This window comes from Candidatus Cloacimonas acidaminovorans str. Evry, assembly GCF_000146065.2.
Taxonomy (GTDB): Bacteria; Cloacimonadota; Cloacimonadia; order Cloacimonadales; family Cloacimonadaceae; genus Cloacimonas; species Cloacimonas acidaminivorans.
This window is the reverse complement of sequence record NC_020449.1, coordinates 744,037-766,608: the sequence shown is the minus strand read 5'-3', so window position 1 is coordinate 766,608 and position 22,572 is coordinate 744,037. Positions and strand designations below refer to the sequence as shown.

Sequence of the window (22,572 nt, the reverse complement as noted above, 5' to 3'; positions counted from 1 at the left end):
CGAATTTAGTCAACAAATTTTCACAAATTATCACGAATTATTTATTTTATAATTGCCAAGTTTATAATATAATTCGCTATTAAAATCACTCAACCCTCTAAACCCTATCAACCATCTCAACCATCTCAACCTTTTATTTGTGTAAATTCGTGTAAATTTGTGGACTGAATTAGTGGACTGGGTTCTACTTAAAATGTTCCTTATAGATTTCCTGTGCCTTTTCATAATCCCCAACTTGTCCAATATCCAGCCAATATTCCTGAATCGGATAATGAGAAATTGGTAAGCGCCTTTCAAGCATATCAATTATTAATTTATCCATCCCATACATTGTATTATCGGGTATTAAATTAAGTATTTCCGGTTTGAAAATATAGATTCCGGCAAGAATAGTGGTTTTAATATTGGGCTTTTCCTCTATTCCAGTAACAAAATCACCTTCAGTATGAATATTTCCAAACTGGAAAGGAGTATATATATCCTTGGTAGCAATAGTTAATAATGTCTCTTTACTGCAGGCAAATTCATAAAGTTTCCTATAAGGCAACAAAGTAAGAATATCACCATTCATCACTAAAAATGGCTCATTATTTAATTGATTCTGCAGTAGTTTTACCGGACCAGCAGTTCCTAAGGGTTTTTCTTCTTTACTGATACTTAATTTGACTCCGTATTTACTGCCATTACCAAAGAAATTTTCAATATATTCAGATTTATAGTTCGTAGCTAAAAAAATATGATCAAACCCATTATTTTTTAAGTGCTCTATTTGAATTTCTAAAACCGCTTTTTCCCCAATAGGTAAAAGTGGTTTGGGAATTACTTCGGTGAAGGGTTTTAAACGAGAACCGAGACCACCAGATAAAATTACTGCTTTCATTAGTTTTCCTCAAATAATAAATCAATAGCTTTTTTTGTCTGTTCAGCAGTATTTTTCCAAGAATAATAATCGGCAACTATTTCTCTATTAACGGTTTTCACAATTATCTCTCCATTGATTATGGATTCTAATTTTTGTGCCCAATCATCATAGTCAGTGGGATTAACAAAAATACCTGCATTATTTTCTTTCAGGAAATTATAAGTTGAACCATAACTTGAGGTAAATATTGGCCTTCCTATTGTCATTTCTTTTACTGCTCCTCCAGAACCTGCAGACATTGTTGGTATAGTTACAAAAAGATCTGAGGCAATCATATAATTCCTTAATTCTTCATCACTAATATAACCAACAAAATATATCTTATCATTTAATTTATAATAATCTACTAAACCCTGTAAGTAACTTTTATAGTCAGGTAATCCAAAGCCAGTAATATAACAAACAAATATTCTTTCGGGTTTGATTTTTGCAATGACTTCAATAAAACGATCAACTTGATACTCTGGAACTATGCGTTGAGATAAAAGGATTACAAATGTTTCATTGGGAATATTTAGCTTTCTTCTTGCTGCTGCTTTATCAATTACAGGATACCAAAAATCAAGGTCTAAACCCAATTTAACTCTAATTGCCTTAAGCATAGGGTTAATCTCTTCGGCTCTATTTAGAGCATCCGGATTTGAATAACCGGTTAGTAATACATTCATCTTTTTCAACCATTTTAGCTTTTCTTTATTAAGAAGATATCTATTATATGCTTTAAAAGGATTAAATGTATTAATTTTAGAAGGCAATAATAATGCGTCATTTAGATAGTTATAATATAAATGTTTTGCATTTCTTGTGGACTCAAGAATTGAAACCATCCATTTTGTCCGAGCTGTAGCAGGCAACATAATAACAGTATTAATATCATTATAATTTTTCAATTTTTCAATAATACTTTGAGAATATATTTCTTCCCTGAATTTAAAGCGACTAAATCTTTTGATCATTTTAGCAGGAAAATTTCTATGAACTAATTTATTACATAGCTCAGCTGAGTATATTTTATCAGCTCTAAGGTCTGGTTGCCAGACCTCACAATCATAATTATTATAATACTCCACAAGAGATTTTAAATGAAGATCACCCCAATCATATCCCCAAATACCAACCCACTGACCATCTTTTGTATCCCAATTATATTTGGGCTTTGGTTTATCAGCATATTCAGCATATTTAGGGGAAAATGGAATTACAAATATTATTTTTATCATATAAGCAAACTATCCTATTATACCTTTTATATTTATAAATTAATAAGCTCAAACATCTCTATTACTCATCTCGTCTTTTGCATAATTTAGGGTCTTTTTTAGGTTTAATGCCTCTGTTAAAAGTAACCAATGTTCCTTTCCAATCAGTTTAAATGTAATCAGAATTCCATAGCAAACTATTAAATATAAAGGAATATAAAATAACCACCAATATTCATAAATGTTTTTAACATATCTTGATCCTAAGAAGGCAATAAACGATATCAAAATAATTACCAAATGCCGGATATTATTTTTCATAAATAACCTTACTTTGCCATAATTCATTGTGTAAAAGAGATAAATCAAATTTCCGGTTAGATTTAAAACGAGTTGATTACACGCTAAACCGGTAGCTCCCAAATTTAAAAACCTGGGAGACACAAAAAATGTAATTGATATAATGAATATTATTAATTTTATTACATTTGTCCAGGCGTATATATAGAATTTTCCCATTCCTGTAATGACATTACCATAAGGTAACCCGAGCAAAACTACATAAGTAGAAAAAAGAAGGATGATCAAAGGTGTTACACTGGGCTTATAACGATTCCCCAATACTAATAGTAACGGGTCTTTTACGGTTATGGCAAGAATGCACATAATAGGGAAAAGAAAAAGGATGATAAACTCTTGATATTTGAAAATATTGATATTCACTCCTTCCCAATTATTCATACTAATCATTTTGGAAAAAAGAGGAAAGAAAATATTGCTAACAGGCATAGCTATAAGCATAAACATCCCACCAAGGGAAAATGCAGCTGAATAATAACCTAATTGAGTTGTATTAGTATAATGGGCAAGAAGCAATTTATCAGCATAATGGGTAATATTGTTTACTATTACAATTATTAGAGCAGGTATGCTGATACGGATATAATCCTTTGCTAGCTTTTTATCATATTTACCTCTGGGAAATTCTTTAAGTAAATATGCGCAATATAAGGTAACTAAACAAGAAAGAGCTAAATTATAGGATGCTAAGGTAACTGCACGAAAACCTAATATTACTATTACAACCCTACCAACGTGCCAGGCAATATTACGGTAGAAGTTGGGTAAATTTGCCTTTGCCTGCTTCAAATTAGCTGTATAAATTACATTGGTATACCCTTCATATAAACTGAGAAAATGAGCTAAAAGAGATAATAATATAACAATTTGAATTTCTTTGCTTTCAAACTGATAATTAAGTAAGTATTTTTGAATAAGGAACATAGCCAGTGTAGCTAAAAAATAAATTATCGCACTAATGCCTCGTAATCTTCTATATACAGCTAAACAAGAACTTTGATCTCGGCCTTCAGATACAAGTTTGATATGAGCAGAACCAAAAATACCAGTAATAAATGCGAGAATAGATACATAAGCAGTTCCATACGATAAAACGCCAACTACCGAAGGTCCTGCAATTCTAGCAACTACTATACCTGCTATTATACCTAAAAAATGTGTAATAAAGTTTGTCCCGAAATGAACAAGAAAACGCTGTTTAAGCATATACCGTATTTTTTAATTTGTATGAGTTAACATAAGATTTACAATAACTAATATAAGCATTAGCAACCGTAAGTAGATAAGTCCAATGAAAAATTGTTGCCTGGTTAGAGCCATAAAATCCCCACATTTGCATAGAACTGCTATGAATAGCAAAAGTTGCTATTAGTGCAAATAGTATAACATATATACCGCTTCCAATAGATAGTTTAACATAATATAGCCTACCATAGGTCAATATATTATAAATAATTAATAGAAAAATGCCTATCCAAAATAAATATCCAATAATTCCTCCTTGTAATAATATACTTTGGTTTCCAACATGCATATCACTATGTGCAAAATAATAATTTGAAAAACCCCATCCTATTATAGGGCTTTTGTAAAATTCGCTCATTACTCTTGGACCACGTTCAGTTAAACGCGCTAAAGTTCCCCCTGCAGTTAAATCACCTTTTGTTAATGCCTCCAGTGTATTCAATCTTTCAAACGATTTTGATATTTGAAACAAAAATGATGGGTAAAAAACTTGGACTATATATATTAAGAAAGCCATTATAACAAACATTCTGATAAATTGTTTCATCAAATTATATCCCTTCATAAAGAACACCGAAGCGAATAATATTAAGATTGCTATTATCCAACCCCTAGTAGCCGACAGCAAGATTGTGATAAAACCAATTATTATTATTAGATTTAAATAAGTATTGTTAAATATTTTTCTTTCTATACTAAGATAAAATAGTGCAAAAAATACTAAAATAAATAGTAAATGTGCAGCATGGCTTACCCTCACAATATCTGTTTCTTCTTCCCCTAAAAAGCCATACACAGATTCACCTGAAAGAATATTATGCAAGTATTCTCCTGTTATTTGCGCTTGAATAGATAAGATAAAGCAAATAAAAACAAATGGTGCAATTAATTTAAATGAATGCTCTATTCTTTTCGGATCAGATATAAATGCAGGTAAAATTAGGAGCCAAAACCAAGGTAAAATTAACCTGATTGACCATATAAGAGTAGATTGGCTTATTCCCAAAATAAATGAGTAGGCAATCGTAAATATCCCATATATTATAATCAGTTTAGCGTATTTATTAAATAATGAAAATACTTTTGTTTTCCTTGAAAGATATTTTATAATATACATAATCAAAAATAATTCACTAAAGCCCAAAGATACACCAGACATTAGTGTATACATAGGTAATCTATAAATAGTACTACCTGAAGTAACTGTGAATAATCTACCCGGGGCATTTGTAATAACAAAAAACCAACTAATCCAGAAAACATCATCCTTAGAATAAAATATAATAAATAATAGAAATAAAAACGATAATTTAATAAGAATTTGAGGAACTCCTAATTTCGGAAAAAAATATATAGCAACTACTGTTAATATAAATACCAATATAAGTTTAGTATTATCTCTTGACCAGATGGGATATACTTTTATTTTATTATCAATATGATTATTCATTAGTTTTCAATCATTTCATAAGTTGATTTGATAAATTTGGCAGGAACACCACCGAACATTGAATAAGGAGGAATATCTTTTGTAACTGCAGAATTTGGTGCCACAATAGAATGATGTCCTATTCTAATTCCCGGATATATTGTACAATTACATCCTATATAAACATTATCTTCAATAGTAATAGAAGCTGTTGGTCTCTATTTTTCATTTGCTTTATTAAGAGGTATGCTATTCATACACATTTTAGCGCTAGAATGAGTCCACAATGCAGTTGTAGGTCCTGCAATATGAACAAAATTTCCTATCGTAATGTTTGCACTATTATCCAAAATATTGGAAATTCCAATATAACTATTGGAACCAATAAATATACATCCTTTTTCGGTTCCGACACACTTCACAAAAGATTCAATTACGGAATGATTTCCGATAGTAATTTTTCTCAAAATTGCATTCCTACCAATAGCTACATTCTTTCCGATAACAACCCCATTACCAATAATTGAGTTTTTACCAATCTTGCTATGCTTCAAATGCATAATAGTTTTATTCATATAAGGTTTAATAAAATATCTAACAATTATCTTTTTGATTAACATATTTATTTTCCTAATAATTTTATAATTACATTAAATACTTTAAAAGATAATGATTTATATGTTATATGATATACAGGTACTTCATAACCCCCAAAACCTTTCTTGAAAAAAGCAATATCTTGAATGTCAAGTCCTAATAAATCAAAACATTCTAATTTGTGAGAACAAGCATATTTTATAATTTCCCAATATATTAGTGAACCAGCATTAGTATTTCTATATTTATCAAAAGTTCCACCAAACCATGACATTATAATTCCATCATATTGTAGAACTGCCATCGCCGAAACAACTTGAACCCCTTGGTAAGCATAAAATATCAATGAATGTTCAAAATTATTATTATCAAGGATAGAAAAATAATAACTTTTACTATGAAGATACAAACCGGTTCTTGCACAAAGTTCACTATATATTTCATATAATGGCTCTATATCTTCAATGACTTTGGGAATTATTATATTAACCCTGATATTAGATTGATGTCCTTTTTTAATATTCCATTTAATTCTATTTTGTATTTCATTCCATAGCTCATCTTCGGATTTTTGAGTATTAATGTAAAGAGTTTGTTTTTCTATTATTTTGAATCCTAATTCATAGTATATGCTAATATCAATACCAGGAATAGATTTAATATAAATTGCTCTTCTTCTTAAAAATTTTTTTAGCTCTTTAAGATATATTTTTTGTTGACTTCTACCTTCAGGACAAACTATTCCTCCGTATGTTATTAATGATTTTTGGTAAGGTGATAAAAAATATATTGGTTTTCTTCCAATTATATGATAGATAATTATATAAGCTGCTATATTACCATTACTGCTAAAGAAAAGAACATTCCCTTCAACTGTATCTTCATAATAATCTTGAATTCTTAGATGTAACCGAATATCATTAAAAATATGCCTATCCGGAGAATTCATCAGCAAATTATTGCATAAATCTATCTCTGATTTTGTCAATTCTAATATTGCTTTTTCGTATATCATATTCACCCTTGTTTTTGTTAAGGCACCTTCAATAAATATTAATAAATATCATCTTAATTTAGTATAGAGATGTGAATATTAAAACTAAATTAATTATATGTTCCTACTATTTTGAAATCCTGTTTCTGCTTATTACTACCGATTATGATGTTTTATTTTCCATATTAAAACTGATAAGAGACCTTTAGTCATACTATAAGACAATGCTATGTGTCCCTTTATAATATTGCGTGCAATAGCTGGTAACATAACATTAAATATCCTGTTTCTACAAAATATTTTAACGACATTTGGTTCACAATTTTTCATAATTGCAATCATTGGATTCCTGGCGTCATAATAAGCTTTTAACGGTGATGACTTACCTATTGTCATACTTTCCTTATGCCATAATTTGGCTTTATAAGAATACATTATCTTAAACCCAGCTTTTTTAGCTCGCAATTGCCAATCAAAATCCTCTGCTTGAAGAAAAAACTCCGTGTCATATCCCCCTGTTTTTAAATATACTTCTCTGGAGACCAACCAAAATATGTCATCACAAAATGCTAATTCTGTATCCCTATCATATTGTCCTAAATCTTTCTCCCCTCTTCCCAAATGCTCCCCTCTTACAAGAGTAGGGTGAGAACTTTTCCCTAATGTTTGGAAAACATCCGGTCTTTCATAATAATAGACCTTTCCAGTAGTAAATGCCGTTCCCGGGTTTGCTTCCGCAGTTTCCACCAGAGCAGTAATAATTTGTTTATCAGCTATAACATCATTATTTGTAATTAGAACATAGTCATAATTATTTTGTTCAAAAGCATAAGCCAAACCAATATTCATACCTCCGGAATAACCAAGATTCTTTTCAGAACGCATAAAAACAACATTGGGATAATTATTCCTGATAAAATCCTCCGTTCCGTCAGTTGAACCATTATCAATAACTGCCACAGCAAAATTCGGGTATTCACAATCAAGATAAGATTGCACTGCATCTATTAAAAGTTCTTTACCGTTATAGCTTAGTATCAATACTAATACAGATGGATGCATTTTAGTGGTTTAGCCCTCAAAATCATAGAGTACTTTTGCAATATAATCTATTTCCTCATTTGTTAATTCCACAAAGAGAGGAAGAGTAATAAATTCTTTCCAAACGGTTTCTGCTATTTTACAGGGAACATAGAAATTCTTAAATAAAGGATGTAAAGTTAGAGGATAAAAATGAACCCCTGTAGATATTCCTTTTTCTTTTAAGTAAATAATGAGTTCATCACGCCTTTTCGTTCTCACGCCGAACATCCAATATACATCTCTTTCCGTATTATACGGTAACAATGGTTTAATTTCTTTCAAACCTTTAATTTTATTTAAATATAAATTTATATGTTGTGATCTGGTCATATTCATATAATCTAATTTCTTTAACTGCACCAGACCAATTGATGCTGCCAAGTCATTCATATTATATTTATACCCCAAAACTGAAATAACATAGTGCCAATGATATGCATCATTATTAGCTTCATCACGGAATTCAATTGCCCGTCTCCAGGTGTCTTTATCAATTCCTACCCATCTATATGGTTTCAACTTTTCAATAATTTCTTCATCATTAGAGCAGATCATACCTCCATCACCGGTAGTCATTAATTTCTTTTCCTCAAAACTGAAACAACCAATATGACCCCAGGTTCCAAGTTTTTTACCCTTATATTCACCTCCGGCGCAATGGGCACAATCTTCTATAACTTTTAGACCTTTATCCTCAGCAAAATCTAAGATGTTTTCAATATCTACAGGATAACCTCCTAAATGTACAGGAATAATTGCTACACAATCATTATCATACTTTTTTTTCAAATCGCATAAGTCCATTTGCAAAGTAATTGGATCAACATCTACAAACACAGGTTTCAATCCATTATAAAGTGCAGCGTTTGCTGTTGATACAAAAGTAATAGCAGGAACAAGAACTTTTTTCCCCCTGGGAAAATTAAAAGCTGTTACAGCAAGATGTAAAGCGGCAGTGGCAGAATTTACTGCTAATGAAAAAGAACCTCCGATATAATTGCTCCATTTTTGTTCTAATTCAGATACTTTAGCACCCAAACCAATCCATCCTCTTTCAAATGTATCTTTGATACTGTCCAGTTCTTCTTGACCGACATAGGGTTTAAATAATCTAATATTCATAAGTTTCTCCTTATTCCCAGGCATCTATATGAATAAATTCCTGTTTTATTCCAGCATCTATTATAGATTGTTTGAAATATTGTATCATTTCCGGTGGACCACTAATATAAAAATCAGCTTCCCCAATAGATTGTAATTCTTCTAAGATTTTGTCAGCTTCTAATTTACCCATTTCATAGCGCTCATTGCCACTTTTATATTCCAGATACTTTTTTACTTTAAATCGGGGATTAACTAAAACAATATTATCAATCAATTCTTCACCTACCATACAATTTTTCTCTTTAGCGCCATAAAAGAGCCAAATGTTCTTATCCGGAATCTTGTATTTGATACTTTCAAGATATGATAAAAAAGGTGTAATTCCAGTTCCACCTGCAATAAATATCATATTATCGGTTATTGAATTAAAAGTAAAATCACCGTAGGGCATCTTCACCCAAACCTGTTGATTTTCTTGTAAATTATCATTCATAAGTTTCGTATATTTCCCTTTTACACTGTAAATTATCCTTAGTGTTTTTACCTCAGGATCATAATTAGCAATGGAAAATACTCTGGATTCAGGCCAGTTTTTGGCAGGATCATAATAATCAAGGGTTAAATGTAAAAACTGACCCGGTTTATATTTAGGAAGACGCTTAAGTGGTTGCAATTCAATTACCGTTAATGTTTCAGTAATCCTTTTTAAATATGTTACCACACAAGGAGATTTTACTACAACCGACATTATAATATTTTTATCTATAAACTATTGAAAAAGGAAGAAAAAACATCGCAAATATAATTTAATCTGATTTCATCTAAACCAGGATAACAACCTATAAAGAAAGTATCGTTGGTTATAATATCAGAATTCGTAAGCATTCCACTTACTCTATGTTCTATATTTAGAAAACCGGGATGTCTGAGTAAGTTACCACTGAATAAATTTCTGGTTTCAACTCTATTCTCTTCCAAATAAGTGGTAATTTGATTACGAGTAATACCCTTATTATTTTTTATCGTTATAGGAAATGCAAACCAAGCCGGATCACTAAATTCTGTAGCTTGGGGTAAAATCAAGAAATCTTCAAACTGTTTCAACCTTGATAGTAGATAACTGAAATTATTTCTTCTTTTATAAATAAAGCCATTTAACTTTTTAATTTGAGCACAACCAATTGCGGATTGAAGGTCTGTCATTTTAAGATTATAGCCAATTTCTGAATATACATATTTATGGTCGTAACCATAAGGTAGAGTTCCATATTGCTGGCTAAATCTTTTTCCACAAGTATTACTTTCTCCTCCGACACAATAGCAATCTCTACCCCAGTCCCTAACAGATTTGCAAATTTTTGCCAATTCTTCATCTTCACATACTACTGCTCCTCCTTCACCGGTAGTTATATGATGAGCCGGATAAAAAGAACAGGTAGCCAAATCTCCAAATGTTCCTGTCAACTTTTCTTTATATCTGCTTCCTAAAGCGTCACAATTATCTTCAATTAACCATAAATTATATTTTTTTGCAAGATGCATAATAATATCCAAATTAAAGGGATTACCCAGAGTATGCGCTAAAAAAATTGCCTTTGTTTCAGGTGATATAGCTTTTTCAACCAGTTCGGCATTTACATTATAGGTACCTAATTCAATATCTACAAAAACAGGAATTAACCGGTTTTGGACTATAGGAGCAACTGTAGATGGAAAACCCGCAGCAACTGTAATAACTTCATCTCCCGTTTTTAATCTTCTATCTTTAAGCTTTGAAGAAGTAAGAGCTGTAATAGCCACAAGATTTGCTGATGATCCTGAATTTACCGTTATAGCATTGGATAAGCCAAGAAATTCTGCCAGATTGAATTCAAACTCTTCTGTATATTGACCTGCAGTAAGCCAAAAATCCAAACTAGCGGAAACAAGATTTTGAATTTCTGAATAGTCAAACACCCTACCCGCATAATACACTTTATCTTTATTTATATTAAAATCGTCGGGCTTATGTTTCAATTCATAATATTGTTTACATAAATCTAATATCTGTTCTTTAAGAGTTTCACTATTATTTATCATTTAACATCCTTAATTTTGTTGTAATTTCATTTAAAGTTTTAAATCCACTATCTCTTTGAGATAAAATAGGAGCAGATACCTTCCAATTTATCCCTAAGTCCTTATCATTCCAAATAATTCCATCTTCAAATAGGGGATTATAAGGTTTATCCATTTTATAAATAAGATAGCAATCTTCCGTTCTTGTTACAAAACCATGGGCATAATTTGCCGGAATAAATAACGCTAATGGCTCTTTATCTGATAGCTCAAACAGCTGCCATTTTCCATAATTAGGAGAATCAAGATCTATGTTTACAACAACATCGCTTATATAACCTTTAATTAGAGAAATGAATTTTGATTGGGCAAATGGCTGATATTGAAAATGTAAACCACGAAGGGTATTTTTATATTTGGAATATGAGATACTTTCTTCACACCATCTTTGGGGAAGATTATATGCAGATAGTATAGTTTCATCCCAAAACCTTAAGAAATACCCTCTCTTATCTATTTTTGGATCAAGATGAATGATTAATACACCTTCTAATGAGGTTTCTTCAATTTTCATATCCATTGCCTTTAAGAAATTTTCTAATTTGATCTCTTGAAATTTCTGCCATATTTTCACCTGCCTGATAATTCTTATACCATTCTACGGTATAAAAGACAGATTCATCAAAATTCCAGGAAGGTTTCCAATGAAGGATTTCTTTTATTTTTGTCGTATCCAGAAAAAGATATTTTGCTTCGGGATTTGCATTTGTTTTCTGCTCAATTTTCATTTTACCTTTCCCCCAGTAAAAAATTACTTTTTCTACCAATTTTTCTACTGTTTTCATTGAATCCAGATTAGGTCCCACATTCCATACGCCTTGATAAGTGTTTTTATCTTCAGAAAGTTTTATAGCTAATAACAAATAAGCATATAGAGCATCTAAAACATGTTGCCAAGGTCTAATTGATAAAGGATTTCTAATAATAATAGGTTCATTGGCTATCAATGCTCTCATACAATCAGGTACAATTCTATTATTAGCCCAATCTCCACCACCTATAACATTACCGGCTCTAACACTTGCCAAATTTAATTGCCTGAATGATGTCAAATAAGAATATGTAACAAATTCAGCACATGCTTTACTTGCGCTATAAGGATCCTTACCGCCCAATCTATCAATTTCTCTATATCCCCAAAGCCATTCTTTGTTTTCATAACACTTATCACTTGTTACAATAATGCAGGCCTTTACGGAATTGCTATTCCTGCAACATTCCAAGATATTTACCGTACCTTGAACATTAATATCAAATGTATCCTTGGGATTCTGATAACTTTCTAAAACTATCGTTTGAGCTGCTAAGTGAAAAACTATTTCGGGTTTAAAATCTTCAAATACTTTGGAAAGCTTATTAAAATCAAGTATATCTCCTCTAATATCTTCAATTTTTTCACTCAGCTTTATTAAATTAAAATGATCTTCACAATTAACAGGGTCTAATGCATAACCGGTAACCTTAGCACCAAGTTCAAAAAGCATCAGCGATAACCAAGAGCCCTTAAAACCTGTATGACCTGTAATTAATACCCTTTTGTCGTTATATTTATCTAATAAAAACATACTACTACCATATTTTCCAAAATGCTTTATTTTCATTCCATAATTTGTTTAAATGCTCCAGATCTCTCACAGTATCTGCACATTCCCAAAAACCTTTATGTTTATAAGTCATAATTTCCTCCTTCTTTGCTAAATCCTCTAAAGGACCAAATTCAAAATCACATTGAGGATCTTCTGAAAGATAATTCATAAGATCCCGATGAAATACCATAAAACCACCATTTATAAGCCCCTTGCTGGTTTGCGGTTTTTCTTCAAAAGATAAAACAAGACCATCTTTTTCAATCATTTCACCAAACATAGAAGGAGGTTTTACACCAGTTATTGTTAAAAGCTTATTATGAGATTTATGAAATTCTACTAAAGAAGAAATGTTAATATCTGCCACTCCATCTCCATAAGTTATAAAATTTAAATTATCTTCCAGATATCTTTCCACCTGTTTTAAACGGGATCCTTTTAGATTCTTTAAGCCAGTATCAACTAAAGTAACATTAAAATTATCATCATTTGAGTTATGAAATATTATCTCATCGGAAGCTAAATTTATTGTGAAATCACTGTTATAAGTATAATAATGATAAAAGTAATCCTTAATCACATTTCCTTTATAACCTAAACATACGATAAAATCATTATAACCATAATGACTAAAAATCTTCATAATATGCCAAATAATTGGTTTACCTCCAATTTCAATCATTGGTTTTGGCATTAATTCACCAAGAGAACCTAATCTTGTTCCCATCCCTCCAGCTAATATTATAACTTTCATAATAGTTCCTTTGTTTTTAAGTTCTTAGTGCGGGAGTTAAAAAGTTCAAAGTGCGGGAGTTCAAAGTTCTTAGTTGGGATGTTGAGTGTTTTTTAGATAGCGGATAAAACCGCCAATTAATTTCTTGATGCTATTTAACTGAGACATAAGTTCATTATGTTGATTTGCATCTAGGTAATTAATATCTAAGGCAACAAATAAAAGGGACTCAACTTCTGAAGCAGAACGATATGAGTATGTTAAAAACTGAATAAAGGACTTTTTAGAGCCACTATCAAAACCCTCAGCTATATTGGACATAATAGAAACAGATGCTCTTTGAATTTGATCTCTAAAACCAAAGTCCTTTTGTGAATTACCTTGGGAAAAGATATTATAGACATTAACCACAAAAAGTCGTGCTTGTTTCCATGCTTCAATATCAGTGAAACTATCTATCTTCACCCTTCAACTCCTGCACCCACGCACTTTGAACTCCCGCACTTTGAACTTTGAACTCCCACACTTTGAACTTTGAACTCCCGCACTTCTGTACTTTAAATCAGGTTAGTTAGTTTTTGGTGTCCTGGAACATTTTCCAGAAAGCCAGCTTCTACAGCTTTGGCAATTGATATACAACCCAAATTAGCTTCAATAGCTTGTTCCCTTGTTAAGGTATTCAAGTCAAGTTCGGGTAAAAGTTTCTTTTGTGCTCTCATTACTTTCATCCAGACAGAGGGCCAGGAACTCATCGCTTTTCCATTGCGCCGATTTTTGGAATTGTAAGCATTGATATACTTGTCACAATCCTTCTTGTAGTCAGCAGACAAGTTAATCCGCCGGGCAAAAGCATAAATCTCTTTGGTAATAGTATTGTCGGGAACAAAATCAGATTTTCCCTTTTTCCTGGCAATCAACTTATTCAGCTTGGAATTATAGTAGATTACCACATCATCCATATTTCCGGTATAACCGGGCAAAGCAAGTTTTACTGTTGCTTTCATTTTGTCACTCCTATATTTTTATTAAGGGTCGGATCATTTATTTTTTTTTGACCCTTCACTTATATTAGGAATGACAAAATGAGATAGCGGTGACAAAAATGAGAAATATTTTTGGGATAAGTAGTTACAATTAGCCAAAAAAATTACCAACTTCCTTAAACACAAACAGATACAATCGTTAAAAAAATATTTATTTTGAGCTTAGCTGATAATTCTATAGGGATAATTAAAAGAAATTAAAATCAGAAAATTGGGGTTTTACTTCTTGCATATATAGCAAAGTAACATACGGTGCAATTGAAATGGCACAAACAGGAAAAAAGCCAATCAACAGCACTTCATCTGCACGACAGCTATATAGGCAAGTATTATTTCTTCTTCAGCTAAATATGATCCATCTTGACCAGTAATTCCAGTAATTAATGCAGTTTTTTGTTTCATATTTACTCTCTATTCTCCATAAATGAAATTAACATTTGCTCTTAAAAAAATCGTTACAAGTTAATATATGCTTCTATAATTACTTTTTAACTCCTGCACTTTGAACTTTGAACTCCAGCACTGATTATAGCTTCGCCCCGTGGCTTATGCATTCTATGCTACATAAGACATTGATAATATGGCTGTTAGAGTATTATATTTTAATAAGGAATGGATTCCGCAGGAAGTGCGGAATGACAAAAAACAGAAGCAGGAGGACAAAAAACAGTACAAATATAAAAATTGACTTCCAAATCACCCGTTAAAAGGGTAACTGAGAAGTCAATGGGTTTAGGGTTAAAGTTCTTTACTGTCCAGTATTTTATCGGTATGAAAGCCATAGTTTTATAATACTCTCGTTTATAATTTTCATAATTGAGCGCACTGTTGAAAATCGGGTTTGGGTTGTCAATCATTTTTTGCAGGTAAAAGTAGATAGAGGCAAGATAGATAAAGCGAGAAAGGAGGTAACAGGTGAAAAGATAAGGGGTTAGGGTTGTGGAAAAATATCTATAGCTCACGCAGATTTTGCCGATTACGCAAAGAAAAAAATATAATAGGTCTGGGATGAACAGGAGGAAAGGGATTTTGGGGATAAAAAATAATGGAACACAGATAACTGGATTAAGCGGATTTACACAGATTAAAAAAAAATGAGGGGTGAGGGATGAGGGCTGAAGGCAGAGAGCTGAGGGCTGAGGGCAAAAAAGGATTTAGCTTGACGCAGATTAGGGTAGTAAGAAAAAGGTATAAAAAGTAATAATGGTAAATAGAGAAGATGATTTCAATAGTAATAGACAGTAAAGTGACTCGTTGGACAAGGGAAATAAAATATGTGTTTGGCTTTATTTTCCAGACCCTGGGTTATAACTTTCGTTTTCTGGAAGAACTGGAAGATTTGAAAGCAAATGATATTTTGCTGGTATATGGTTATACAGAGCCAACTCCTGAAGAGCTAAAAAGTTTGGCAAAGCATTATATCACTTTTTTCATTCCTTGTGATCCGGATTTCTTTGATGCTAAAGCATATAGTGCAGACCGTTTAAGAAGATGTATGCGGGAAATAAAATTGCTGAACATTACGCCTGTTGTGTCCAACCGCAAATTTGAATATCCTGCGGAAAATTATACCGAAAGTGACATCAGTGGTGGAAAGATCAATTTTGATTTGGTTGGCAATCTCTTTTTGCACTTAAGCAATCTGGAAGAAAGTAGTGATGCCGGTTCAATGGAAAAGGGCTTTTATCCTGATAGTGCAAGTGCCTTTTATAATTATCGGGAAACCCCTATTGTGGATAATTTGTTGTGGCTGATGGATTCATTGATTAAAGAACACTGCCGAGCTAAAAATAACTGCATTGTGCAAAAGCTATATTGGCCCCTTGCTCAGCAAGCAGCCGTTCTTCTTTCACATAGTATTGACGATTTGCAAAAGTGGGATGCCTCATCTTTAATTCTTTCCATTCCTGATGATTTGGCAATGTTTTTTACTTTTCGCTGGAAACAACTGGCACATACTTTAACTGGAAAAATTCAGTATCTATTTACCAACTATGAACTTAACTGGAACTTTGACGAATTTCTGAAATATGAAAAAGATTCCAATTGCCGCAGCACTTATTTTCTGGCTACTGAAGCAAATGAGGAAATTGATTATTCTTTGGAGGACCCTGATCTGCAGGAAGAAATTCAGAAAATTTTGCATAACGGAAATGATATAGGTCTATTGGCAACTGCAGATAAACTTACGCAGGACGATTATTTAACCCGCAAACAAATTCTCCTGCATCTGTTGGGTAAAGAAAAACTGGGAATTCGTCAACTGAACTATAAAAGCAATAATACTATCCGTGAATTGCAGAACAAAATATCTCCTGTTTTTAGCCAGAGCACAGCGTTTCAATCACTTCCCGGATACAAAAACGGAATGTCCTTACCTTGGCAACCTTGGGTAAATGGAACAAAAATGGATTATTGGGAACTGCCTACAATTTATCGTGATGAATATTTGAAGATTAATAAACATAACTATCTGCAACTGGAAGATGCTAAACACCAACTGAAAAAGTTCTTCCAAAATGCTTTGCGCACTCATAGTATCTTCAGCACTGATTTTACGATTGCCAGCTTCAGCAATATCAGCTATATGAATAAACTTTATCCTTATTTACTGGCACTGATTAAAAGTAGTAATACTTATCTGACTACGGCAGGGGAATTAGTTGACTGGTGGGAAAAACGAAATCGGGTAACGATTAATGAAAGCGAAGATCAGATTGGACTGATGTTTCCGGATGATTTGGATAATTTTACGCTGTTTTTATTGGGAAATCCGAAAATTAAAGAGGTGGCTGAAATGCCGGCAAAAGTGAAAGGGAATCAGATACAGTTCTCTAATATTAAAGCGGATTCTATAGCGGTGATAGTGTTGGAAGGAAAATGAAGGGTTCACGCAGATTTCGCAGATGGCGCAGATTAAAAATGAGAATAGATAGGAAATGAACAGGATGATTTGGGCAGAGGGCAGAGAGAAAAAAAGGAGTTCACGCAGATTTCGCAGATGGCGCAGATTAAAAATGAGAATAGATAGGAAATGAACAGGATGATTTGGGCAGAGGGCAGAGAGAAAAAAAGGGGTTCACGCAGATTTCGCAGATGACGCAGATTAAAAATGAGAATAGGTAGGGGATGAACAGGATGAAAAGGATTTTAGAGATTGAGAAAGGGTTCACGCAGATTTCGCTGATAACGCAGATAAAATATGAGAATAGGTATGGGATGAACAGGATGATTTGGGCAGAGGGCAGAGAGCTTAGGGCAGAGAGAAAAAAAGGAGTTCACGCAGATTTCGCAGATGGCGCAGATTAAAAATGAGAATAGGTAGGGGATGAACAGGATGATTTGGGCAGAGGGCAGAGAGCTTAGGGCAGAGAGATAATAGGTAGGGGATGAACAGGATGAAAGAGATTTACAGGATTTAGAATATAAGTTCTGGAGGAACGACAGATAATAACGACGGGGAAATCGTCTTCCAAGGATTAAAAGATGAAAAAGGTGTTACATATACAGTTACTACCAATACTATCTGGGGTGCAGAGATTTTCTTTGCATCTTTTGGATGGCTTGGATAGAAATGAATTTGAAATCTGGATTGCCTGCAAACCAGGTGGAGAATTTGTGGACGAAATAAAAGTTAGGGGTTATCGTTATTTACCCTTACCCACTTTTCGTCATCAGATATGTGTTTGGGACATCTTTACCTTTTTCCACTTGCTTTACTTAATTAAAAAGCACCATTTTGATATTGTGCATACCAATGCTTCCAAACCTGGATTATTAGGTCGTTTAGCTGCTCGTTTAGGTAAAGTTCCTTTAATTATTCATACCACACATACTTTTCCTTTTCTGGAGCATCAAAAGCCGGTTACCTACAAGTTTTTTACCACTTTGGAAAAGATAGGCAACCGATTGGGTGATTACAATGTTTTTGTGAATAATTCCGATCGGCTAAAATCCTTAAAAATGGGTTTAATCAAGCCGGAAAAAGCAATCACTATTTACAATGCACTTCCTCCAACATTAGCTTCTGCTTTACAGGAAATTGCCCAAAACCGCAAAAAACCGGAGAAAGAAATTATTATTGGTTCTACTTTGCGTTTTTGTCTCCAAAAAAATGTGATCAATTTAATAACTGCTTCGTGTAATGCCTGTTTGCAGGAGCCAAAATTAAAATTCATCTATCTGGGTGAGGGTGAATATTTTGACCTTTGTAAGGCAATCGTTCACAGTTACGGTTTGGAAGAACGCATTATACTTCCGGGTTGGGATAAAGATGTTTTGCCTTGGTTGAAAGTTTTCAATGTCTTTATTTTATATTCCCGTTGGGAAGCGATGCCTTTTAGTATCATTGAAACAATGCATTCAGGGCTGGCAGTAATTGTTTCAGACCTGCCTTCTCTTTCAGAATTGGTAGATAGTGAAACAGGTTATATTGTTCCTTTAGATGATAGTGCTAATTTGATTCAGACCTTCAGGGAAATAGCAAGTGATTTTGAAATGCCTTATCAGAAAGGCAAAAAAGCGGCAAAAAAGATAGCCGCAATTTGTTCTTATGAGAGGATGGTTAATGCTTACAGAGAACTTTATCTATCAGCAAAATAACAGAGCAGCATAATGATAAATATATACTTACTGATAATAATTGAAGCGGTGTTGATTCACCTTTGCACCCATTTGCTTTTTCCGCTGAATTGGAAAATTTCTAAAAAACTGAAGCTCATTGCCTATCCAAGTGAGCGCAAAATTCATAAAATACCGATTCCAGAAGCAGGGGGCTTATGTTTTGCTTTGCCAATTATTTTAGCCCAGGCAACTTTTGGTTTGTTTAGTGGAAATACAGAGATGGGTAAAATGCTTTTAGAACTTTCCGGAGTAGGATTTCTGGCATTATGTTTCGGGGTTTGGGACGATCGTTTTGAAAGTCCTCCTCCTTATAAGCTCGTGTGGCAGATTTGCTTAGGCGTTATTATGTATTTGTTTGGTTACCGGGTTTTGTATCTGACCAATCCATTCGGAGAACATTTTATTTTGGGTTGGTTATCTTTTCCTGTAACCGTTTTGTGGTATTTAATAGTAATCAATGCGATCAATTTTATAGACGGTCTGGATGGTTTGGCTTGTGGCATAACGATTATTGTTAGTGCCGTTTTAATCGTAATCGGTATCAAGGAACAGAATGAACTGGTAATCACCATTTCTTCTTTTTTGCTGGCAGGAAATTTAGCTTTCTTGCGCTATAATTTTTATCCAGCAAAGATATTTATGGGTGAAACCGGTGCTTTATTTATCGGGTTGAATATAGCTGCAATTTCCACTGCCGGAACTTCCCAATATAAGGGAATAACTTCTATCACCCTGATGGTTCCTTTAGCAGTTATGGCTGTGCCTCTAATTGATTTTGTTTTGGCTGTTTTTCGGCGTCTGCATTATAGGGATATGTTTCATTCCGATAAAGAGCATATTCATCATACGATGTTGGATATTGGTTTTTCTCAAAGAGCAATTGCGATTATAATATATTTAGTAACCTTGCTTTTTGGACTTATTGCCATTGGCTTTTCTTTTTCCTCCAAAAAGATTGTTTTTTCCTTACTTTTAGGGCTTTTTGCGTTGATGGTAGTAATTGCCTATTTAATTATGCGACAGGAGCGAAAAAAATGAAAAGGTTTTTTCTGCTTGTAACCTTACTGATAAGTGTTTTTTTACCTGCACAGAACTGGAAAACATTTACCAATACAAATCATATTTACGATTTATGTATGAAGGATAATAATCTTTATGTTGCTACTTGGGGTGGTGTGTTAAAAATTAGTCCCATAGATAATTCTAATAATTTAAGTGTTTATACCGAAAAAGAAATTTACCATAAAGGTAACAGATTGGTTTCTAATGATATTAGAACCCTTTCCTATATTGATTTTTCCGAAAGTTTATGGATGGGCTCTTCGGATAATGGAATTTCAATTTTAAGTCAGCTTGGCTTTCAGGACCTGGGAAGTGCATTGGGATTGCCTTCACTAAAGGTAACCAGGATCATTGAACACGAATCAACAATTCTTGTGGCAACTTCATCTGGACTTGCCGTTTTCTATTATCTTCCAGGTGTTGCTTTTCCTTTGATGCTTCATCAATATACTGTTGCCAATACTTCCGGAGGACTGGTTGGAGATAATATTGTAGATATGTTATTAACCGAGACAGGAACTCTTTTTGTGGCTACAACTAATGGAGTTAGCTATATTCCACTGGAGCAATTGGATAATGATTCTGCCTGGAAAACAATTAGTGGACCTGGTAGTCCTCTTCTAAGTGGTGGAAATCCAAAACTTTCTGCCAATTCTGAAAACATTGCAATTGGCTTATATAAAGAGGTCTATGTGCATCCTTTGGATATGGATAGCGGTCCCTGGACAACTTATAATGTGTCTAATATGCTAACCGGAAAAAATGTCTCTTCAGTTCTGTTGGATTCACAATCGCGATTATGGATTTCTTATGCCGATTGGGATGAAGCAATCTTAAGTTACACAAATACAAGCGATTCACTTTTAACCTTAATAGAAAATAATACCTATACCCATATTTTAAAAGAAACAAATGGACTTGGTTATAGTCCAATCAGTAGAATAGTAGAATTGAACGGTGAAATTTATCTTTGCAGCTGGGGAGAAGGTATCTATCATAAGGAAGAAAACTATTGGAGTAATTATGATCCAACCGGAATTGGCTTTCCCAGAATTGCTCAAGTTATTACTGATAATGACTATAACTTGTGGTTTGCCAGTGGTTATATTTCTAACCTTCCGGTGCGTAAGGGTTCAATGGGTGTAAGTAAATTAGCCGATGGCAACTGGTCTACTTTGAACATTCATAACAGTCCTATCCATACGGATAATATTTTGGGGATTGCCATTGATCCTTTGAACAGAAAATGGTTTGCCACCTGGGATAATACCAATAGTCCTGAAGGTTGGGAAAAAGGTCTCAGTGTTTTTGATGAGGATAATAATATCTGGGTGCATATCACGAAAGATGGTATCCGCTATTATAATAATGAAACACAATCCTGGGGTGCTTATAATCCTAATCCTTCCTATCGTTTAACCACCAGCACAATTGGAGGTATTTATCCTGCCGGAGATTCATTAATGATGGTGATGTGTTATGATGGCGCAGTAAATGTTTTGGATATGAATTTCCAAATTGTGGCTCGTTTTTCGCCTCCCAATACTGTTTTTAATCATCTCCTTTATGGTTATTATAACGGAGAAAAATATTTTATTGGAACTAATGATGATCGCGGACTTACTATCTGGAATCATAATTCTCTTCCTGTTACAGGAGGAGAGCATTGGCTAATTCCTCCCCCTGCAGATTTAAGTAGTTGTGTGGTCTATGGAGTAGTTACAATTGATACACCTTATGAAGGAAAACAGCATTGGATTGCAGCCAGCACAGGTGTTTTTATGTGGAATGAAGTTAACTGGTATCGCTATGACACTATGATAAAACGATATAAATATAACATTATTTCCAACTTATGGGAAAACGATCTTCTCTATTATGTGAATGAGGAACGTCTTTTTGGCTCAGTAAGAACTACTCCTACCTGTATTTTTCTGGATGCCCAAAATCGTATCTGGCTGGGAAGTATGGAAAACGGACTTTCTCTGTATGATCCTTATACAGAAAGGTTTACCAATTATTTTTATCCCAATTATCCTTTAATTTCCAATTACATAACTTGTCTGGGTTTTGATCCTGTTGCTGGGGATTTAATTATCGGAACTCCGGATGGTTATAATACCTTAAAAATCGGAAGAACGGTTAAAATTCCTACAACTTTACAGAATTTAAAGGCCTTTCCCAATCCTTTCAGACCTTCTGTTCAGCCCTATTTGCAGATTGTAAATATGCCTGTGGATAATATGCCTGCGGGAAAAGCAGAATGTAGAATTTATGATAGTTCGGGTGCTTTAGTAATTAAACTGGAAGAAAATGCCCTTTGCCGTTTTCAGTGGGACGGAAAAAATGCTGCAGGTAAACAATGCAGTAGCGGAATTTACTTTTTTGTGGTAGCAGATGATGCTGGAAATATTAAAAAGGGAAAACTGGCTATTATCAACGATTGAATAAAAGATAAACACGCAGATTTCGCA

The 22,572-nt window shown here is 33.3% G+C and carries 22 protein-coding genes; 5 read left to right on the top strand and 17 right to left on the bottom strand.

Annotated elements, in window-relative coordinates; translation table 11 throughout:
• Nucleotides 1-184: 184 nt before the first annotated feature.
• From CLOAM_RS03115 to CLOAM_RS09785, 17 genes are all read right to left on the bottom strand, one after another.
• Nucleotides 185-880 (bottom strand): sugar phosphate nucleotidyltransferase, encoded by a 696-nt coding sequence (locus tag CLOAM_RS03115; protein ID WP_015424400.1) that lies wholly within the window; start codon nucleotides 878-880, stop codon nucleotides 185-187.
• Nucleotides 880-2,142, bottom strand: a complete 1,263-nt coding sequence (locus CLOAM_RS03110; protein WP_015424399.1) for a glycosyltransferase family 4 protein — start codon at nucleotides 2,140-2,142, stop codon at nucleotides 880-882. Before CLOAM_RS03110 ends, CLOAM_RS03115 begins: the two co-directional genes overlap by 1 nt.
• A gap of 48 nt (nucleotides 2,143-2,190) precedes the next feature.
• Complete coding sequence (locus CLOAM_RS03105; protein ID WP_015424398.1) at nucleotides 2,191-3,687, bottom strand: lipopolysaccharide biosynthesis protein; 1,497 nt, start codon at nucleotides 3,685-3,687, stop codon at nucleotides 2,191-2,193.
• Entirely contained in the window at nucleotides 3,680-5,176 is a 1,497-nt protein-coding gene (locus tag CLOAM_RS03100) for a hypothetical protein (protein WP_015424397.1), read from the bottom strand. Before CLOAM_RS03100 ends, CLOAM_RS03105 begins: the two co-directional genes overlap by 8 nt.
• A complete protein-coding gene (locus CLOAM_RS10020; protein ID WP_269764020.1) occupies nucleotides 5,176-5,352 on the bottom strand; it encodes an acyltransferase in 177 nt (58 codons plus the stop codon). The genes CLOAM_RS03100 and CLOAM_RS10020 overlap by 1 nt, the downstream gene beginning before the upstream one ends.
• A 21-nt stretch (nucleotides 5,353-5,373) precedes the next feature.
• Nucleotides 5,374-5,775: an LbetaH domain-containing protein gene (locus CLOAM_RS03095; protein WP_015424395.1), complete on the bottom strand. Its 402-nt coding sequence runs from the start codon at nucleotides 5,773-5,775 to the stop codon at nucleotides 5,374-5,376.
• Nucleotides 5,776-5,777: 2 nt separating this feature from the next.
• Complete coding sequence (locus CLOAM_RS03090) at nucleotides 5,778-6,767, bottom strand: GNAT family N-acetyltransferase (RefSeq protein ID WP_044278877.1); 990 nt, start codon at nucleotides 6,765-6,767, stop codon at nucleotides 5,778-5,780.
• A gap of 135 nt (nucleotides 6,768-6,902) precedes the next feature.
• The gene (locus tag CLOAM_RS03085) at nucleotides 6,903-7,808 is read right to left on the bottom strand and encodes a glycosyltransferase family 2 protein (protein WP_015424393.1); all 906 of its coding nucleotides are present in this window, start codon (nucleotides 7,806-7,808) and stop codon (nucleotides 6,903-6,905) included.
• Between the two features lie 9 nt (nucleotides 7,809-7,817).
• Nucleotides 7,818-8,951: a DegT/DnrJ/EryC1/StrS family aminotransferase gene (locus CLOAM_RS03080; protein WP_157859996.1), complete on the bottom strand. Its 1,134-nt coding sequence runs from the start codon at nucleotides 8,949-8,951 to the stop codon at nucleotides 7,818-7,820.
• Nucleotides 8,952-8,961: 10 nt separating this feature from the next.
• On the bottom strand, nucleotides 8,962-9,681 hold the full coding sequence (locus tag CLOAM_RS03075) for an FAD-dependent oxidoreductase (RefSeq protein WP_015424391.1): 720 nt from the start codon (nucleotides 9,679-9,681) through the stop codon (nucleotides 8,962-8,964).
• Between the two features lie 14 nt (nucleotides 9,682-9,695).
• Nucleotides 9,696-11,012, bottom strand: a complete 1,317-nt coding sequence (gene rfbH, locus CLOAM_RS03070; protein WP_015424390.1) for a lipopolysaccharide biosynthesis protein RfbH — start codon at nucleotides 11,010-11,012, stop codon at nucleotides 9,696-9,698.
• Nucleotides 11,002-11,565 carry a dTDP-4-dehydrorhamnose 3,5-epimerase family protein gene (locus tag CLOAM_RS03065; RefSeq protein ID WP_044278875.1) on the bottom strand — a complete coding sequence of 188 codons (564 nt, stop codon included), beginning with the start codon at nucleotides 11,563-11,565 and terminating at the stop codon, nucleotides 11,002-11,004. Before CLOAM_RS03065 ends, rfbH begins: the two co-directional genes overlap by 11 nt.
• Complete coding sequence (gene rfbG, locus CLOAM_RS03060; RefSeq protein ID WP_044279195.1) at nucleotides 11,555-12,616, bottom strand: CDP-glucose 4,6-dehydratase; 1,062 nt, start codon at nucleotides 12,614-12,616, stop codon at nucleotides 11,555-11,557. The genes CLOAM_RS03065 and rfbG overlap by 11 nt, the downstream gene beginning before the upstream one ends.
• A gap of 4 nt (nucleotides 12,617-12,620) precedes the next feature.
• Nucleotides 12,621-13,391, bottom strand: coding sequence for a glucose-1-phosphate cytidylyltransferase (rfbF, locus tag CLOAM_RS03055; protein WP_015424387.1), 771 nt, complete (start codon nucleotides 13,389-13,391; stop codon nucleotides 12,621-12,623).
• Nucleotides 13,392-13,460: 69 nt separating this feature from the next.
• Nucleotides 13,461-13,835, bottom strand: a complete 375-nt coding sequence (locus CLOAM_RS03050; RefSeq protein WP_015424386.1) for a four helix bundle protein — start codon at nucleotides 13,833-13,835, stop codon at nucleotides 13,461-13,463.
• A gap of 92 nt (nucleotides 13,836-13,927) precedes the next feature.
• A complete protein-coding gene (locus CLOAM_RS03045; RefSeq protein WP_015424385.1) occupies nucleotides 13,928-14,374 on the bottom strand; it encodes a hypothetical protein in 447 nt (148 codons plus the stop codon).
• A gap of 641 nt (nucleotides 14,375-15,015) precedes the next feature.
• Nucleotides 15,016-15,375 (bottom strand): hypothetical protein, encoded by a 360-nt coding sequence (locus CLOAM_RS09785; RefSeq protein WP_044278873.1) that lies wholly within the window; start codon nucleotides 15,373-15,375, stop codon nucleotides 15,016-15,018.
• 257 nt (nucleotides 15,376-15,632) lie between these two features.
• Here CLOAM_RS09785 and CLOAM_RS03035 point away from each other — a divergent pair, with 257 nt between their 5' ends.
• The 5 genes from CLOAM_RS03035 (at nucleotide 15,633) to CLOAM_RS03020 (ending at nucleotide 22,545) form a co-directional block, all read left to right on the top strand.
• A complete protein-coding gene (locus CLOAM_RS03035; RefSeq protein ID WP_015424383.1) occupies nucleotides 15,633-17,297 on the top strand; it encodes a polysaccharide deacetylase family protein in 1,665 nt (554 codons plus the stop codon).
• A 254-nt stretch (nucleotides 17,298-17,551) separates the two neighbouring features.
• Nucleotides 17,552-17,722: a hypothetical protein gene (locus CLOAM_RS09605; RefSeq protein ID WP_157859994.1), complete on the top strand. Its 171-nt coding sequence runs from the start codon at nucleotides 17,552-17,554 to the stop codon at nucleotides 17,720-17,722.
• 177 nt (nucleotides 17,723-17,899) lie between these two features.
• Nucleotides 17,900-19,015 carry a glycosyltransferase gene (locus CLOAM_RS03030; protein WP_015424382.1) on the top strand — a complete coding sequence of 372 codons (1,116 nt, stop codon included), beginning with the start codon at nucleotides 17,900-17,902 and terminating at the stop codon, nucleotides 19,013-19,015.
• Nucleotides 19,016-19,027: 12 nt separating this feature from the next.
• The gene (locus tag CLOAM_RS03025; RefSeq protein WP_015424381.1) at nucleotides 19,028-20,074 is read left to right on the top strand and encodes an MraY family glycosyltransferase; all 1,047 of its coding nucleotides are present in this window, start codon (nucleotides 19,028-19,030) and stop codon (nucleotides 20,072-20,074) included.
• On the top strand, nucleotides 20,071-22,545 hold the full coding sequence (locus CLOAM_RS03020; RefSeq protein WP_015424380.1) for a hypothetical protein: 2,475 nt from the start codon (nucleotides 20,071-20,073) through the stop codon (nucleotides 22,543-22,545). The genes CLOAM_RS03025 and CLOAM_RS03020 overlap by 4 nt, the downstream gene beginning before the upstream one ends.
• Nucleotides 22,546-22,572 lie beyond the last annotated feature (27 nt).

What these genes read in the sequence shown, in the direction of transcription:
- CLOAM_RS03115 (WP_015424400.1), bottom strand. Translation starts at nt 880, where the DNA reads ATGAAAGCAGTAATTTTATCTGGTGGTCTCGGTTCTCGTTTAAAACCC.
- CLOAM_RS03110 (WP_015424399.1), bottom strand. Translation starts at nt 2,142, where the DNA reads ATGATAAAAATAATATTTGTAATTCCATTTTCCCCTAAATATGCTGAA.
- CLOAM_RS03105 (WP_015424398.1), bottom strand. Translation starts at nt 3,687, where the DNA reads ATGCTTAAACAGCGTTTTCTTGTTCATTTCGGGACAAACTTTATTACA.
- CLOAM_RS03100 (WP_015424397.1), bottom strand. Translation starts at nt 5,176, where the DNA reads ATGAATAATCATATTGATAATAAAATAAAAGTATATCCCATCTGGTCA.
- CLOAM_RS03095 (WP_015424395.1), bottom strand. Translation starts at nt 5,775, where the DNA reads ATGTTAATCAAAAAGATAATTGTTAGATATTTTATTAAACCTTATATG.
- CLOAM_RS03090 (WP_044278877.1), bottom strand. Translation starts at nt 6,767, where the DNA reads ATGATATACGAAAAAGCAATATTAGAATTGACAAAATCAGAGATAGAT.
- CLOAM_RS03085 (WP_015424393.1), bottom strand. Translation starts at nt 7,808, where the DNA reads ATGCATCCATCTGTATTAGTATTGATACTAAGCTATAACGGTAAAGAA.
- CLOAM_RS03080 (WP_157859996.1), bottom strand. Translation starts at nt 8,951, where the DNA reads ATGAATATTAGATTATTTAAACCCTATGTCGGTCAAGAAGAACTGGAC.
- CLOAM_RS03075 (WP_015424391.1), bottom strand. Translation starts at nt 9,681, where the DNA reads ATGTCGGTTGTAGTAAAATCTCCTTGTGTGGTAACATATTTAAAAAGG.
- rfbH (WP_015424390.1), bottom strand. Translation starts at nt 11,012, where the DNA reads ATGATAAATAATAGTGAAACTCTTAAAGAACAGATATTAGATTTATGT.
- CLOAM_RS03065 (WP_044278875.1), bottom strand. Translation starts at nt 11,565, where the DNA reads ATGAAAATTGAAGAAACCTCATTAGAAGGTGTATTAATCATTCATCTT.
- rfbG (WP_044279195.1), bottom strand. Translation starts at nt 12,616, where the DNA reads ATGTTTTTATTAGATAAATATAACGACAAAAGGGTATTAATTACAGGT.
- rfbF (WP_015424387.1), bottom strand. Translation starts at nt 13,391, where the DNA reads ATGAAAGTTATAATATTAGCTGGAGGGATGGGAACAAGATTAGGTTCT.
- CLOAM_RS03045 (WP_015424385.1), bottom strand. Translation starts at nt 14,374, where the DNA reads ATGAAAGCAACAGTAAAACTTGCTTTGCCCGGTTATACCGGAAATATG.
- CLOAM_RS03035 (WP_015424383.1), top strand. Translation starts at nt 15,633, where the DNA reads ATGATTTCAATAGTAATAGACAGTAAAGTGACTCGTTGGACAAGGGAA.
- CLOAM_RS09605 (WP_157859994.1), top strand. Translation starts at nt 17,552, where the DNA reads ATGAAAAGGATTTTAGAGATTGAGAAAGGGTTCACGCAGATTTCGCTG.
- CLOAM_RS03030 (WP_015424382.1), top strand. Translation starts at nt 17,900, where the DNA reads ATGAAAAAGGTGTTACATATACAGTTACTACCAATACTATCTGGGGTG.
- CLOAM_RS03025 (WP_015424381.1), top strand. Translation starts at nt 19,028, where the DNA reads ATGATAAATATATACTTACTGATAATAATTGAAGCGGTGTTGATTCAC.
- CLOAM_RS03020 (WP_015424380.1), top strand. Translation starts at nt 20,071, where the DNA reads ATGAAAAGGTTTTTTCTGCTTGTAACCTTACTGATAAGTGTTTTTTTA.